This is a genomic window from Morganella sp. B601, from assembly GCF_051172335.1.
GTDB lineage: Bacteria > Pseudomonadota > Gammaproteobacteria > Enterobacterales > Enterobacteriaceae > Morganella > Morganella morganii.
The window spans coordinates 54,841-69,216 of sequence record NZ_JBPIZE010000004.1 but is presented as its reverse complement, the minus strand read 5'-3'; the positions used below and the strand labels follow the sequence as shown (position 1 = coordinate 69,216).

11 protein-coding genes and 3 tRNA genes are annotated in these 14,376 nt (G+C 52.4%); 5 read left to right on the top strand and 9 right to left on the bottom strand.

The window, feature by feature from the left end:
• Positions 1-8: 8 nt before the first annotated feature.
• The gene (locus tag ACSBQN_RS11895) at positions 9-1,316 is read right to left on the bottom strand and encodes an N-acetylmuramoyl-L-alanine amidase (protein ID WP_123567704.1); all 1,308 of its coding nucleotides are present in this window, start codon (positions 1,314-1,316) and stop codon (positions 9-11) included.
• Positions 1,317-1,329: 13 nt separating this feature from the next.
• Positions 1,330-1,794 carry a tRNA (adenosine(37)-N6)-threonylcarbamoyltransferase complex ATPase subunit type 1 TsaE gene (gene tsaE / locus ACSBQN_RS11890; protein ID WP_024474246.1) on the bottom strand — a complete coding sequence of 155 codons (465 nt, stop codon included), beginning with the start codon at positions 1,792-1,794 and terminating at the stop codon, positions 1,330-1,332.
• 193 nt (positions 1,795-1,987) lie between these two features.
• Here tsaE and queG point away from each other — a divergent pair, with 193 nt between their 5' ends.
• Complete coding sequence (gene queG / locus ACSBQN_RS11885; protein ID WP_024474245.1) at positions 1,988-3,145, top strand: tRNA epoxyqueuosine(34) reductase QueG; 1,158 nt, start codon at positions 1,988-1,990, stop codon at positions 3,143-3,145.
• Positions 3,146-3,838: 693 nt separating this feature from the next.
• Here queG and ACSBQN_RS11880 read toward each other — a convergent pair.
• The 4 genes from ACSBQN_RS11880 to orn form a co-directional block, all read right to left on the bottom strand.
• Positions 3,839-3,914: transfer RNA gene (locus ACSBQN_RS11880), tRNA-Gly, on the bottom strand.
• 33 nt (positions 3,915-3,947) lie between these two features.
• Positions 3,948-4,023 (bottom strand) — tRNA-Gly (locus tag ACSBQN_RS11875).
• 36 nt (positions 4,024-4,059) lie between these two features.
• A tRNA-Gly gene (locus ACSBQN_RS11870) sits at positions 4,060-4,135 on the bottom strand.
• Between the two features lie 214 nt (positions 4,136-4,349).
• Complete coding sequence (orn, locus tag ACSBQN_RS11865; protein WP_004234467.1) at positions 4,350-4,895, bottom strand: oligoribonuclease; 546 nt, start codon at positions 4,893-4,895, stop codon at positions 4,350-4,352.
• A gap of 164 nt (positions 4,896-5,059) precedes the next feature.
• On the opposite strand from orn, the gene rsgA reads away from it, so the two are divergent.
• The 3 genes from rsgA to mscM all read left to right on the top strand — a co-directional run bounded on the left by rsgA (position 5,060) and on the right by mscM (position 10,509).
• On the top strand, positions 5,060-6,109 hold the full coding sequence (gene rsgA / locus ACSBQN_RS11860) for a small ribosomal subunit biogenesis GTPase RsgA (protein WP_004241350.1): 1,050 nt from the start codon (positions 5,060-5,062) through the stop codon (positions 6,107-6,109).
• A gap of 89 nt (positions 6,110-6,198) precedes the next feature.
• The gene (asd, locus tag ACSBQN_RS11855; RefSeq protein ID WP_015422318.1) at positions 6,199-7,134 is read left to right on the top strand and encodes an archaetidylserine decarboxylase; all 936 of its coding nucleotides are present in this window, start codon (positions 6,199-6,201) and stop codon (positions 7,132-7,134) included.
• Between the two features lie 12 nt (positions 7,135-7,146).
• Positions 7,147-10,509 carry a miniconductance mechanosensitive channel MscM gene (gene mscM / locus ACSBQN_RS11850; RefSeq protein WP_214167232.1) on the top strand — a complete coding sequence of 1,121 codons (3,363 nt, stop codon included), beginning with the start codon at positions 7,147-7,149 and terminating at the stop codon, positions 10,507-10,509.
• 2 nt (positions 10,510-10,511) lie between these two features.
• On the opposite strand, the gene ACSBQN_RS11845 is transcribed toward mscM, so the two are convergent.
• Positions 10,512-10,685 (bottom strand): DUF3761 domain-containing protein, encoded by a 174-nt coding sequence (locus ACSBQN_RS11845; protein ID WP_004241344.1) that lies wholly within the window; start codon positions 10,683-10,685, stop codon positions 10,512-10,514.
• 482 nt (positions 10,686-11,167) lie between these two features.
• On the opposite strand from ACSBQN_RS11845, the gene ACSBQN_RS11840 reads away from it, so the two are divergent.
• Positions 11,168-12,478, top strand: a complete 1,311-nt coding sequence (locus ACSBQN_RS11840) for an amino acid permease (protein WP_152696557.1) — start codon at positions 11,168-11,170, stop codon at positions 12,476-12,478.
• 71 nt (positions 12,479-12,549) lie between these two features.
• Here ACSBQN_RS11840 and yigL read toward each other — a convergent pair whose 3' ends face one another.
• Together yigL and pldB are read right to left on the bottom strand one after the other, a co-directional pair.
• Positions 12,550-13,353, bottom strand: a complete 804-nt coding sequence (gene yigL, locus ACSBQN_RS11835) for a sugar/pyridoxal phosphate phosphatase YigL (RefSeq protein ID WP_024474241.1) — start codon at positions 13,351-13,353, stop codon at positions 12,550-12,552.
• 21 nt (positions 13,354-13,374) lie between these two features.
• Positions 13,375-14,376 (bottom strand): lysophospholipase L2, encoded by a 1,002-nt coding sequence (gene pldB / locus ACSBQN_RS11830; RefSeq protein ID WP_214167233.1) that lies wholly within the window; start codon positions 14,374-14,376, stop codon positions 13,375-13,377.

Here is a 14,376-nt window from a genome sequence, read left to right as displayed (position 1 = left end):
TTCTCCTGTTATTTGGACGGCGCTGCCTGTAACGGGTTCGCGGTAAAGTATGCGCGTAACCCGCCGTGGATCGCGGCAGCGACCTGCTCCTGGTAAGTGTCAGATCCTAACAGCTGTTCTTCAGTGCTGTTACTGATAAAGCCTGTTTCCACCAGAATGGACGGAATATCCGGTGAACGCAGCACCCCGAGGCTCGCGTGCTCCGGCGTGCCTTTGTGGACTTTGCCTATCTGGCGCAGCTGACGGATCACGTCCTGCGCCACGGCATAACCGACACGCTGGGAGTTACCGAACTGCAAATCCAGTACCGCCTGGCTGAGATACGGATCCGCACCGTTTGCCAGTGCATCACCGGCACCGCCGAGCAATTCGGATTGTTTCTCGCTCTGTTCCAGCCAGTTACCTAATTCGTTGTTTGCCCGCCGGTTGGAGAGCACCCAGACTGACGAACCGGTCGCGGTACGGTTTGGTGCGGAATCCGCATGGATGGACACCAGCATATTGGAGCCGAATTTACGCGCCACTTCAGAGCGCCCGGCCACCGAGATAAAATAATCGCCGTCACGGGTCAGTACCGGTTTGAACATCGGGTCATCTTTCAGACGTTTTTCCAGCTTGCGGGCGATACTGATAGTGACGTTTTTTTCTTTCAGGCCGTTCTGGCCGATAGCGCCCGGGTCTTTCCCGCCGTGTCCGGCATCAATCGCCACCACGACCTGACGGCTGTTTTTCGGCAGTTTACCTGTCGGTACCACCGGGATTTTCGCCTGTGCCGGTGCAGCGGCCGGAGTGGTTGCTGCCGGAGCCGCGGCCGCCGGAGCAGCACTGCCGCTGTTCATGCGCAGCGGTTTGCCGCTTGTGGTGGTGACCGGTTGTGCGGCAGCCACCGGGGCTGCGCTATAACTGTTTTTGCCGGTCAGCGTGATGGTCAGACCGCTGTTATCCGCAGAATCGCGGAAACTGTTTTTATCAGCCAGCTCCAGCACGATGCGCTGATGCTGAGCATCCGGCGCGCGGCTCTCTCTGACCACTTTAATCAGCCCGTTATTCAGATTAATCGGCAGACCGGTAATTTTCTGCGGCTGACGGATGTCGATCACCAGACGCTCCGGGTCATGCAGCGGAAACAGTTTATATTGCGGTTTGCCGTCAAAACTGAGCTGTAATGTGCCCTGCGAACCGTTGTTGTTCACATTGATGCCCGTCAGGGACGCGGCGTGCCCGGCTGCACTGAACAGCAGGCTCACGCAGAAAAACAGCGCCGTCAGCCATGAAACGGCAGCCACATCAGATTTCCGTGTCAGATATGCATTCATTATCGGTAATTCCTCACATCTCCGCTAACTTATCCAGGAGTTCTTCACCATAAGGGGAACGGGCGGCAAAACGGGCTTCCCGTCCTTCACCATCATACCGTAAGTGCAATTCCAAATCTGCATCCGGCAGGAAACCGGCCCCTTTTTGCGGCCATTCGACCAGACAGACGGTGTTTTCCCCGAAATAATCGCGGATCCCCATAAATTCCAGTTCTTCCGGATCTGCCAGGCGGTACAGGTCAAAGTGATAGACCGGGCGTGGTGAGAGCTCATAGGGCTCGACCAGGGTGTAAGTCGGGCTTTTCACATGGCCGGGATGCCCCAGTGCCTGAAGAAAGCCGCGGCTGAAGGTGGTTTTTCCGGCCCCCAGATCGCCGAAAAGATGCAGGACAAATCCGCGCTGACTCTGCTGTGCCAGTGCACGGCCGAGCGCGACAGTGGCAGCTTCATCTGCCAGCGTAAACAGACGTTCTTTCATTCTCGTTGTCGTCACAGGTTATTTTATTGAAATAATTGAGCGTGTAATCCGTTAAACATACCACATTCCGGTGACATACCTGCATAACGGCGTGCGAAAAAACGACAATAATGCGCAGTTTTTGTGCCGGACGGTCTGTGATAAACTCCGCACCATTCACCATCACACCTGCAATGTAAGTAAACACTCACTAATGAGCACTCACCCTGATTTACACCAGCTTGCCGCCCGGATCAAACAATGGGGACGCGAACTCGGCTTTCAGCAGGTCGGTATCTGCGATACAGATCTCAGCGCGGAAGAGCCGAAGCTGCAGGCGTGGCTGGATGCAGGCTATCAGGGAGAAATGGACTGGATGGCGCGCCACGGCATGATGCGCGCGCGCCCTCATGAACTGCTGCCGGGCACACTGCGGGTGATCAGTGTGCGGATGAACTACCTTCCCGCCAAAGCGTCCTTTGCTGCCGTACTGCAAAACCCGGAGCAGGGTTATATCAGCCGTTATGCGCTGGGGCGTGATTACCACAAGCTTCTGCGCCAGCGCCTGAAGCAGCTGGGAGAGCGGATTCAGGCTGAGTGTGATGAGCTGGCTCTGGGAAATACCCTCAGCTACCGCCCGTTTGTTGACTCAGCACCGGTACTGGAACGCCCGCTGGCAGCCAAAGCGGGCCTTGGTTGGGTTGGTAAGCACTCACTTATTTTAAACCGTGAAGCCGGTTCCTGGTTTTTCCTCGGCGAGCTGCTGATCAACCTGCCGCTACCGGTTGATATCCCGGTTGAAGAACAATGCGGCCGCTGTGTCGCCTGCATGACCACCTGCCCGACTCAGGCGATTGTCGCGCCTTATACTGTCGATGCGCGCCGCTGTATCTCCTACCTCACCATTGAGCTGGAGGGCGCTATCCCCGAAGAATTCCGCCCGCTGATGGGAAACCGCATTTACGGCTGTGATGACTGCCAGCTTATCTGCCCGTGGAACCGTTTTTCACAACTGACAGACGAGGCGGATTTCTCACCGCGCAAGCGTCTGCACACGCCGGAGCTGCTGGATTTATTTGCCTGGGATGAAGCCACCTTCCTTCGGGTGACAGAGGGCTCGGCTATCCGGCGCATCGGGTATCTGCGCTGGCTGAGAAATATCAGTGTCGCTCTCGGCAACGCGCCGTATGAAGATAAAATTGTTATTGCACTGACAGAAAAAACCGGACTGGCTGACTGGCTTGATGAGCATATCCGCTGGGCGGTTGCCCGTCAGTATGCCAAAAGAGATGAATCACGTATCGAAATACAGACTTCACAGCAAAAACGTCTTATCCGCGCCATTTCCAAAGGTTTGCCGCGCGACGCCTGATCCCGCCTCATAATCCCGTTAAGTTATCCACAATATTCAGTGTTGTGAATAATATAAAAATACCTTGCCTATCAATGTGAAGAAAAAATACAAGAGAGCCGTCACACAATTCACATAAATTAAATTAACATATAAATATCAATATATTAAATATACTGTCGTTCAGTATTTCGCGGAATTCTGTGATTCAGCCGACAAAACCGGCCTGTGGATAACTCTGTGCAGAAAAGTGTGTCAGAACCCCCGGGATGTGAATAACATGCCCCGCAGCGCTGTGGATAAAAAATGACATCCGGACAAAAAAATTGCCCCTGTTTGACTTAATCACCCCATGAAAGGTGATGAAAAGCAGAAACTGACATAAAGATAGTGCAGAAAGTGCCGGTGGTAATCTTTCACTGTCTGAATAATCACCGCTGGTGATCGTTCATCTGCCCTTCGTCAGAGAGGGCGCAAATTCTATTTCACCACGCCGGGATTAGCAAGCCTTTTCCCCGTATTTACGAAAAAAAAGCATCTAACAGATTAAATTATCAGCAAAAATTCGGTGTGGACGGTTTTGTGCTGCGGATAACCGCGACTGATGATTATTTACACCGCACAGCAGTTTTCCCGGCAGAACCGGTAACAGAAATCACGCAAAGAATTTTATTCAGAAAATAATGTTTGGGGGGACTGAAGAGAAGAAAAGACTGGAGCGGGAAACGAGACTCGAACTCGCGACCCCGACCTTGGCAAGGTCGTGCTCTACCAACTGAGCTATTCCCGCATCACAACGGTATATACCTGACTATCTGAAAATTGGAGCGGGAAACGAGACTCGAACTCGCGACCCCGACCTTGGCAAGGTCGTGCTCTACCAACTGAGCTATTCCCGCGTCACAACCGGTATATTACCTGACAATCTGCAAAACTGGAGCGGGAAACGAGACTCGAACTCGCGACCCCGACCTTGGCAAGGTCGTGCTCTACCAACTGAGCTATTCCCGCATATTTTGCAATTTGCCCGCACCGCTTTTGATTGAAAATCTATCTCGGTACGGGGAGCGCATTATACGAAAAATTCATTTTCTGGCAAGCCCTCCGGCACGAAAAAATGAATTTTTTTGTTCAGATGCCGATAAAACCGGCAAATATGCTATAAAACACGCAACCTGAACTAATATTAACCGACCGGCGGCTGAAAATCAGCCACCGTTTTTTATCACAGACGGATAAAGGTTTCGCGATAGTAAGCCAGTTCCGCAATTGACTCACGGATATCATCCAGCGCCTGGTGGGTGTTTTTCTTGGTGAAGCCGTCCAGCACTTCCGGTTTCCAGCGGCGGGCCAGCTCTTTCAGGGTGCTGACATCCAGGTAACGGTAGTGAAAATATTGCTCGAGCGCCGGCATATAACGGAACAGAAAACGGCGATCCTGGCCGACACTGTTACCGCAGATAGGAGAAGCGCCCTGCGGCACCCACTGTTCCAGGAACGCGATAGTGGCCTGCTCGGCCTGTGCGTCGGAATACGTGCTGGCGCGGACACGTTCAGTTAACCCGCTGGCGCCGTGTGTGCGGACATTCCAGTCATCCATCAGACCTAACTGTTCATCAGACTGGTGTACCGCCAGAACCGGGCCTTCCGCCAGAATATTCAGGTTTGCATCCGTCACAATGGTGGCGATTTCGATAATCCGGTCACGTTCCGGGTCAAGTCCGGTCATTTCCAGATCGATCCAGATAAGGTTCTGTTCACTTTTTGCCATGTTGTATCCTATAGTTACCTGAGTATCCGCCTGTTTTTTGTTCACACGGATTGAATGATGACGGGTAAAATGAATGGTGTATCATAGCGCGTAATCCGCCCTGCCGCGAGTCACCCCGGCGGGCACTTTCTTCTTTACGTGGTGTCAAAACAGACGAGGTTTCGTTGGCTAAACAAAAACTTTCCAAAGGTCAGGTACGGCGTGTTCAGGCAAACCAGCAGCGCAAACTGCGCAAAGAGAACCGCCCGGAGCCTGAGGACAGCCTGTTCGGTGAGGCTCAGGAAGGACAGGTAATCAGCCGTTTCGGGCAGCATGCGGATATTGAAGCCGCAGACGGCTCGGTACAGCGCTGCAACCTGCGCCGTACCATCAAATCACTGGTCACCGGTGACCGCGTGGTCTGGCGTGCTGCATTGCAGAATAACGAAGAAGGCCGTGTTAACGGGATTGTTGAGGCAGTGCATGAACGTGAATCAGTACTGACCCGTCCTGATTTTTATGACGGTATCAAACCGATCGCCGCCAATATCAACCAGATCGTGATTGTTTCCGCGATTTTACCGGAATTATCACTCAATATTATTGATCGCTATCTGGTCGCCTGCGAAACACTCGGCGTGGAACCACTGATTGTACTCAACAAAATTGACCTGCTGAATGACGAAAGCCGCGACCAGGTCAATGATTTAATGAATATCTATCGTAATATCGGATACCGTGTGCTGGAAGTGTCCGGCCACACCAATGAGGGGATTGATGCACTGACGGCAGCACTTGCCGGACGGATTTCCATCTTCGCCGGACAATCCGGTGTCGGAAAATCCAGCCTGCTTAATACATTGCTGCCGGAAAACGCGGATATCCTGGTCAATAACGTTTCTGATGTTTCCGGGCTGGGTCAGCACACCACCACCGCCTCACGGCTGTATCATTTCCCGCACGGCGGGGATGTGATCGACTCACCGGGAGTGCGTGAATTCGGGTTGTGGCACCTGACACCGGAGCAGGTCACTCAGGGATATACAGAATTCCGCGATTATCTCGGCGGCTGTAAATTCCGTGACTGCAAACACGGGGATGACCCGGGCTGTGCGCTGCGCGAAGCTGTGGAGAACGGCGAAATCAGTGCGGAACGCTTTGAAAATTATCACCGCATTCTGGAAAGTATGGCACAGGTCAAGCCACGCCGTAATTTTACGGCCGGTGAAGACTGACAAGCGCAATAAGCACAGGTACAATAGCCCCCTTTTGTTCAGAATTCGCCGGAAAAACCGGCAGATAACAAACAATACCAGAGGTCGATGTGCTGGATACTCTTAAAATAAAATTACAATATTTGCTGCCTAAACAGTGTCTTACTCAGCTGGCGGGCCGCTTTGCCAACAAAAAACTTGGCTGGCTGACACAGCTGGTGATCAAAGCATTCGCCAAAGCCTACAAAGTGGATATGCAGGAAGCGAAAGAGAGCGAGTTTATCGCTTACAGTACCTTCAATGAGTTTTTTATCCGCGCACTGAAAGAAGAAGTCCGCCCGATCGTACAGGGCAGCGAAACCCTGGCACTGCCGGCTGACGGCACCATCAGTCAGTTGGGGCTTATCCGTGACGATCAGATTTTACAGGCCAAAGGGCATAACTACACCCTGGAAGCCCTGCTCGCCGGAAACTGGCAGCTGGCGGATCTGTTCCGCAACGGGCAGTTTGTAACCACTTACTTATCTCCGCGTGATTACCACCGCGTGCATATGCCGTGTGACGGCCATCTGCGTGAAATGATCTATGTCCCGGGCGACCTGTTCTCCGTCAACCCGCTGACCGCCGCCAATGTCCCGAACCTCTTCGCCCGTAACGAGCGTCTGATCTGCGTGTTTGACACGGATTTCGGCCCGATGGTGCAGATTCTGGTAGGCGCCACGATTGTCGGCAGTATGGAAACCGTCTGGTGCGGTATGGTTACCCCGCCGCGTGAAGGGATTGTCCGCCGCTGGACTTACCCTGCACACGACAGCGTCTGTGCGGTAAACCTGAAAAAAGGCGAAGAGATGGGTCGCTTTAAGCTCGGCTCCACGGTGATCAACCTGTTCCCGGCGGATACAGTGGCACTGAACAGTGCACTGGCAAACGGCGTTTCCACCCGTATGGGTGAACTGCTGGCCACCCGCATCACAGCGGATGATGCCGCCTGCGCGGAAGAAAGCCCTGCATGCCCGTCACAACCGGACGCCGCTGCCACTAACTGAGGACTCTCCCCTGTGCGCCTGATTATCTCATTTTTACTGGCGGTTTTTCTTTTCTCCCCGCTGACAGCGGTATATGCGGCATCGGATATTAACGAGCCGCAGATCCGCCAGGAACTTAAGCGGATTGAGAGCAGCAAAGATCCGAAAGATATTGAGATGGCTCAGGCGTTACAGGCGACCCTGAACTGGCTGACAGACAGCAAAGCCGCGGATGAACGCGCACAAAGCTATCAGGACACCATCGATAACTTCCCGAAGCTGGTCAGGGCATTACGCCAGCAACTGCTGGAAGAGAGTGATTCCCCGGCCAAAATTCTGACCACCCGCCCTATCAGCGACCTTGAGCAGCAGGCTATCCAGCTCAGCGGACAGTTACTGGAGCAGGGACGGCTGTTACAGCAGGAGCAGGACAAAAACCGCGAAATCAGCGATTCCCTGACCCTCCTGCCCCAGCAGCAGTCTGAAGCACGCCGCCTGCTGAATGAAGCCACCTCCCGCCAGCAGGGACTCGCAACCCCGCTGACCCCGCTTGCCGAGGCTCAGGCCACGCTGGCCGCCGCAGAAGTGCAGGCGCGCAAAGCAACGGTCAATGAGCTGGAACTGGCTCAGCTTTCTGCCAACAACCGCCAGGAACTGACCCGCATCCGCCTTGAACTGCTGCGTAAACGCTATCAGCGGCTGGATCTCGAACTTCAGCAGCTGCGCAGTGTGCTCAACGGCAAACGTCAGCAGAAAGCGGAACTGGCGCTGGAACGCACCGAACTGCTGGCCGAACAGGCCGGTGATTTACCGCCGTACCTGAAAGAACAGATTGATATTAACCGCGAGCTGTCGCAGGTGCTGAATGATCAGGCTGCGCACATGAGTGATATCGGAGAAATGCAGCGCCAGGCGGCAACCGATATCCAGAAAGCGCGTCAGGTACTCGGTACCATTCAGGAACAGGCGCAGTGGCTGAACGGCTCAACCGCACTGGGAGAAGCCCTGCGGGCACAGCTCAGCCGTCTGCCGGATATGCCGAAACCGCAGCAACTGGATAAAGAGATTACCGACCTGCGTGTTGAGCGTCTGAAATATGAAAATATGCTCGACGCCCTGTCCGGTAATAATAATGAACCGGATACGTCACAGACAGCCTCTCTCCCGCCGGATCAGGCTTCCCTCTATCAGCAGCTGATTCAGAACCGCAAAGAGCTGCTCAGCTCCCTGCTCTCCGGTTATGATACCGAAATTCTGGAGCTGACCAAGCTCAAAGTGACCACCAGTCAGCTCAGTGACGTACTGATCGAAGTCCGCGACGACACCCACCGCTATCTGTTCTGGGTGGCGGATGCCACACCGGTTTACCTCAATTACCCGATTGAGGTACTGAGCAGCCTGACCAAACTGCTGTCCCTGGATACCCTGGCGCAGCTCGGCGGCGCATTTAAAACCATGTTCTCGTGGCAGAACAAAGAGATTTCACTCTATATTATCAGCACCCTGATGCTGGCGATTTTCGGCCTGAACTACCGCCGCCATTATCAGGCATTTCTGGACAGAACCAGTCAGCGCATCGGTAAAGTAACACTCGATCGCTTCTCCATCACGCTGCGCACCCTGTTCTGGTCTGTACTTGTCTCTCTGCCGCTGCCGGTACTGTGGTCCGCCATCGGCTACGGGTTACAGAATGCCTGGCAGTACCCGATGGCAAAAGCGATCGGTGACGGTGTCAGCGCCACCACACCGGTGCTGTGGCTGTTTATGTTCTGCGCGACCTTTGCCCGGCCTAACGGGCTGTTTATCGCACAGTTCCGCTGGCCGGAAGCCCGTGTCAAACGGGCAATGCGTTTCTATCAGCTCTCTATTTTTGTCATTGTGCCGCTGATGATGGCAATGACCACTTTTGAATATTTCAATGACAGAGAGTTCGCCCCGACACTCGGCCGCCTCTGCTTCCTTCTGCTGTGTGCGGCACTGTTTATCATTACCAGCAGCCTGCGCCGCGCGGGGGTTCCGCTCTATCTTGACCGCCACGGCAGCGGCGACAATGCCGTCAGCAAAGGAATGTGGTGGCTGCTCCTGCTGGCACCGGTCGTGGCAGCGATTGCCGCTCTGCTCGGCTATCTCGCAACCTCACAGGCACTGCTCGGCCGCCTGGAAACCTCGGTCGCCATCTGGTTTATGCTGCTGGTGGTCTACAACATTATTACCCGCTGGATGCTGATCCAGCGCCGCCGTATCGCCTTTGAACGCGCCAAACAGCGCCGTGCTGAAATTCTGGCGCAGCGGGCAAAAAGTGATGACGACAGCAGTGTGAACAGCAATGCCAACAGTGCTGAAGGCGTGATTGATATTGAAGAGCAGGTCATTGATCTCGATACCATCAGTGCGCAGTCAGTCGGGCTGGTCCGTTCGATTCTGACCATGATTGCCCTGGTATCCTGTATTCTGCTCTGGTCTGAACTGCACACCGCCTTCTCCTTCCTGGAAAATATCCGGCTGTGGGATGTCAGCAGCAGTATCAATGGCGTGGATACCCTCCAGCCGATTACGCTTGGCTCTGTCTTTGTCGCCATTCTGGTGATTATCATCACCACGCAGTTGGTGCGGAACCTCCCCGCATTGCTGGAACTGGCGCTGTTACAGCATCTGGATCTGACTCCGGGCACCGGTTACGCGATTACCACGCTGACCAAATACAGTATTACCCTGGTCGGCGGGATTGTCGGCTTCTCGCTGATCGGCATTGAATGGTCGAAAATGCAGTGGTTTGTCACCGCAATGGGTGTCGGGCTGGGCTTTGGTTTACAGGAGATTTTCGCCAACATTGTTTCCGGCCTGATGATCCTGTTCGAAAAACCGATCCGTATCGGCGATACCGTCACCATCCGTGACCTGACCGGCAGCATCACGCGTATCAATACCCGCGCCACCACGCTGACAGACTGGGACCGCAAAGAGATCATCGTCCCGAACAAAGCCTTTATTACCGAGCAGTTTATCAACTGGTCGCTCTCGGATACAGTCACCCGTATCGTCCTGACCATCCCGGTCCCGGCGGAAGCCAATCCGGAGCAGGTCACCATTCTGCTGCTGATGGCGGCACAGGACTCGGCAATGATTCTGGACACACCAAATCCGGAAGCTTATCTGGTTGATTTGCAACAGGGTATTCAGATTTTCGAACTGCGCGCCTACGCCGCTGAAATGGGACACCGCCTGCCGGCGCGTCATGAGATCCATCAGAATATCCTGCGCAGCTTCGCGGAAAACAACATTATTCTGCCGTTCCCGCCGTTTGAAGCGCGTGTGGATATGGTGGGAAATATTCTGCGCAGCGGCACAAAAAATCTGTCGGGCCGTAACCCGATGCGGAAATCCGGCGGGTTGTGATATCACAGATAGTGATCCACTCCGCCGTGATGTGAACAGGTGCCGCGTCCTTTCGAGGTAGAATAAGAGCCGTCTCTGCACACGGCTTTTATATTCGGATCGTTCGGGTCATAAGTAATATAACCGAATGCACTGACCGAAAAGGTAAAGCACACAAGCAATACTATTTTTTTCACCTGACATTTCCTGATTATCAGTATTTATTATTGGCCATACTTCTGATTCAGATCATCCGGAACATCTTCATCATATTACACCCTTGTTTATCCGTAATCGCTTTTATATAACAGAAGCGCTCCCCGGATACTACAGGAACAACTCACGCTTTGTTCATTTCCGGGGTCAATATCACGTATGCCACAGAGCTCTCATTTTTTATAAAATCACTTCTTCACGTAAATTTATACCTGATAAGCAATATTAATGATTACCCCGTTTGCTTCATACCACGTTTAATCATGATTACTGCCGCCCGGGAGAAAATTTTTCTCCTGATATCACCTTATTCCTCTCTAAAAAGCATTATTTTTTCTGATTTATATCCTTTATGATAAAGATATTAAAAAATAAGCCTGCTGATAACAAAACGTTATTACATAATACGTTGTTTAAATCGCACCCGTTAAGAACAACATTGTTTAAGATTTAAACATTAAGGATGTTATTTATGGCGATAAATACGACACGTTCCGCAGCGGAAAATGCCGGGATGAGTGAAGAGCAGTGGCGTGCAGCGACTAAATTTGATGGTACCGACGCAGGCTGGGTTATTATGAGTATCGGGATGGCAATCGGCGCCGGTATTGTTTTCTTACCGGTTCAGGTCGGTCTGATGGGGTTATGGGTTTTCCTGCTGTCCTCCGTTATCGGCTATCCGGCCATGTATCTGTTCCAGCGGTTATTTATTAACACCCTCGCGGAATCCCCGGAATGTAAAGACTATCCGAGTGTGATTACCGGTTATCTCGGTAAAAACTGGGGGATTTTACTCGGAGCGCTGTATTTTATTATGCTGGTGATCTGGATGTTTGTTTATTCCACCGCCATCACAAATGACAGTGCGTCTTATTTCCAGACTTTCGGTGTGACAGAAGGATTATTATCTGACAGCCCGTGGTACGGATTAATTCTGATTTGTCTGCTGGTCGCCATCTCTTCACGCGGCGAAAAGCTGTTATTTAAATTATCCGGTTTTATGGTGCTGACCAAGCTGTTTATTGTCGCCGCACTCGGTATATCGATGGTGGGTATGTGGCACCTGTATAATATCGGTTCACTGCCGCCGGCTGGCCGTTTAATTAAAGAAGCGGTTATTACACTGCCGTTTACTCTGACATCCATTCTGTTTATTCAGACGCTCAGCCCGATGGTCATTTCATTCCGTAATCAGAATCTGAACCGGGAAGTGGCCCGCTTTAAAGCACTGCGGGCGATGAATATCGCTTTTATTATCCTGTTCTGTACTGTCTTTTTCTATGCCGTTTCCTTTACTCTGGCAATGGGTCATGACGAGGCGGTTAAAGCTTATCAGCAGAATATTTCCGCACTGGCAATCGCCGCTAAATTCTTCCCCGGCGGATGGGTGACAGTAGTCAGTGTGATGCTGAATATTTTTGCGGTTATGACGGCGTTCTTTGGGGTATATCTCGGGTTCCGCGAAGCCACGCAGGGGATTGTGATGAATATTCTGCAGCGCATGATGCCTGCGGAGCGGATTAATGAAACCCTGGTGAAATACGGCATTATGGTATTTGCGGTACTGCTGGCCTGGGGCGCCATTATTCTCAACGCACCGGTGCTGAGTTTCACCTCAATATGCAGTCCGATTTTCGGGATGGTCGGTTGTCTGATTCCGGCTTATCTGGTTTATAAAGTCCCGATGCTGCATAAATATAAAGGCATCTCCCTGTATCTGATTATATTTACCGGGTTGCTGCTCTGTGTGTCGCCGTTCCTGGCATTTTCCTGATAATACCCTCAGAAATAAAAAAGCCGCCGGATTTATTTTCCGGCGGCTTTCAGTCTGTCTGAATATAAAAATTACTGCTGATATAACCGGCGCAGATAATGAGCAACCGCGTCATCCGCATTGGAGCCAATCACTTCCATTTCCGGCAGAATATCTTTCAGGCGCTGATGCGCACCCGCCATAATGCAGCCTTTTCCGGCCATTTCCAGCATTTCACGGTCATTCATGCCGTCACCGAAAGCAATGCAGTCATTCAGGCGGTAGCCCAGTGATTCTGCGACCTGTTGCAGCGCCTCACCTTTTGAGACACCTCCGGCCATCACTTCCAGACAGCTGCGCAGAGAGAAACTGACATTCACTTTATTACCGAAACGCACGCGGATTTTGGCTTCCAGCGCGACAAGCTTCTCGTGGTCATCACAGGTGAAGTAGACTTTGCAGACCTGATCAACCGGAAAATCATTGCGGTCGAACAGCTCATACATAAAAACAGATTCCCGGAAAAACTCTTTCTGTTCCGGGCTTTCCCGGTTGATCATCCAGCCGTCACCCCGGTAATAGTTGGTGAGGATATCCGGGTTATCAAACTCCATCAGGCACAGCTCGCGGACCACATCCGGATCCACATCATGACTGAATACCAGCTCGCCTTTGGTGTTGTGTACCCGCGCGCCATTGGAGGTGATCATAAACGCATCAATCCCCAGCGCATCACGGATCTGCGCCACATCCACATGGTGGCGGCCGGTGGCAAAAACAAAATGCACGCCTTTATTGATGGTCAGCAGGCGGAGGGTTTCCTTGGTGTAGGGGGTCAAACTGTGGGCAGGTGATAATAACGTTCCGTCTAAATCTGAAGCAACCACATGATACATATGCAAATTCCTGAAAATTGATTAGTGGAGTCCGAAAAAATGACAAATCGCATTGAGCGCGACAGCGCGCAACGCGTCTTCTTCGAACAGGATCTCGTGATAAGCTCCCTCAAACGTCAGAGGCATATGTTCTTCTTCTTGTCCTGTCCGGGCTTTACGGCGATTTTCGCAGAAAGCCAGCAACTCCCGATTGTCCACCACCTTATCCTCTGATGCCATCAGCACCATCAGCGGGGTGTTTATCTCTCCCGCCTGCGCAATTATTTTCTGTCCGATATCAATGCTTTCGCGTAACCAGTGATACGTGGGTCCGCCGAGACGTAAAGCAGGATAGTCAGCATAACAGCGCAGGTAACGCCGGTACCGCGGGTAACTGTGGGTCAGCATGTTGATTAAAAACGGCAACGGCTGCCACTTCCCGGTTGATACCGCATACTCATTGCGTTCCGACGGCCGTTTATCGGCCCGGTTCACAATCATATTCGCCAGCCACATCGGCATCGGTAAATTGATGCCGAACATCGGGGCACATAATACCACGGCACGGAAGGTGTCCGGCTCGCGTAACAGATAACCGCCCAGTATCGCACCGCCCATCGAGTGAGCCAGTGCATAACGGTAAGCGTAATTTTTCTCCGCCAGTGCGATATTGGTGAACTGAGAAAAATCATCAATATAGTCGTCAAAACGCTCGACATGGCCTTTTTGCGGATCATCCAGCATCCGCCCGGAAAGCCCCTGACCCCGGTGATCCATAATAAAGACATCAAAACCGAGGTGGAAAAAATCGTACAGAACTTCCGGATATTTGACGTAGCTTTCGCTGCGTCCGGAGCTGATCACCAGCACTTTATCATGGTCAGGATCGGTAAACTGCACATAGCGGATAGTGACATCATCCGCGCCCTGAAATGTCCGCTCATCCCGCCGGTTCCAGAAATCAAGTAACGGGCCGTTCACAAAGGCAGAATACTCCGCTTCGCGTTCCAGCCAGCTTGCTTTCAGGGTTTCCGGTGGCAGCAT

Bases quoted from the DNA above. Each gene is read 5' to 3' on its own strand.
- ACSBQN_RS11895 (WP_123567704.1), bottom strand. From the start codon at position 1,316: ATGAATGCATATCTGACACGGAAATCTGATGTGGCTGCCGTTTCATGG.
- tsaE (WP_024474246.1), bottom strand. From the start codon at position 1,794: ATGAAAGAACGTCTGTTTACGCTGGCAGATGAAGCTGCCACTGTCGCG.
- queG (WP_024474245.1), top strand. From the start codon at position 1,988: ATGAGCACTCACCCTGATTTACACCAGCTTGCCGCCCGGATCAAACAA.
- orn (WP_004234467.1), bottom strand. From the start codon at position 4,895: ATGGCAAAAAGTGAACAGAACCTTATCTGGATCGATCTGGAAATGACC.
- ACSBQN_RS11840 (WP_152696557.1), top strand. From the start codon at position 11,168: ATGTTATTTATGGCGATAAATACGACACGTTCCGCAGCGGAAAATGCC.
- yigL (WP_024474241.1), bottom strand. From the start codon at position 13,353: ATGTATCATGTGGTTGCTTCAGATTTAGACGGAACGTTATTATCACCT.
- pldB (WP_214167233.1), bottom strand. From the start codon at position 14,376: ATGCTGCCACCGGAAACCCTGAAAGCAAGCTGGCTGGAACGCGAAGCG.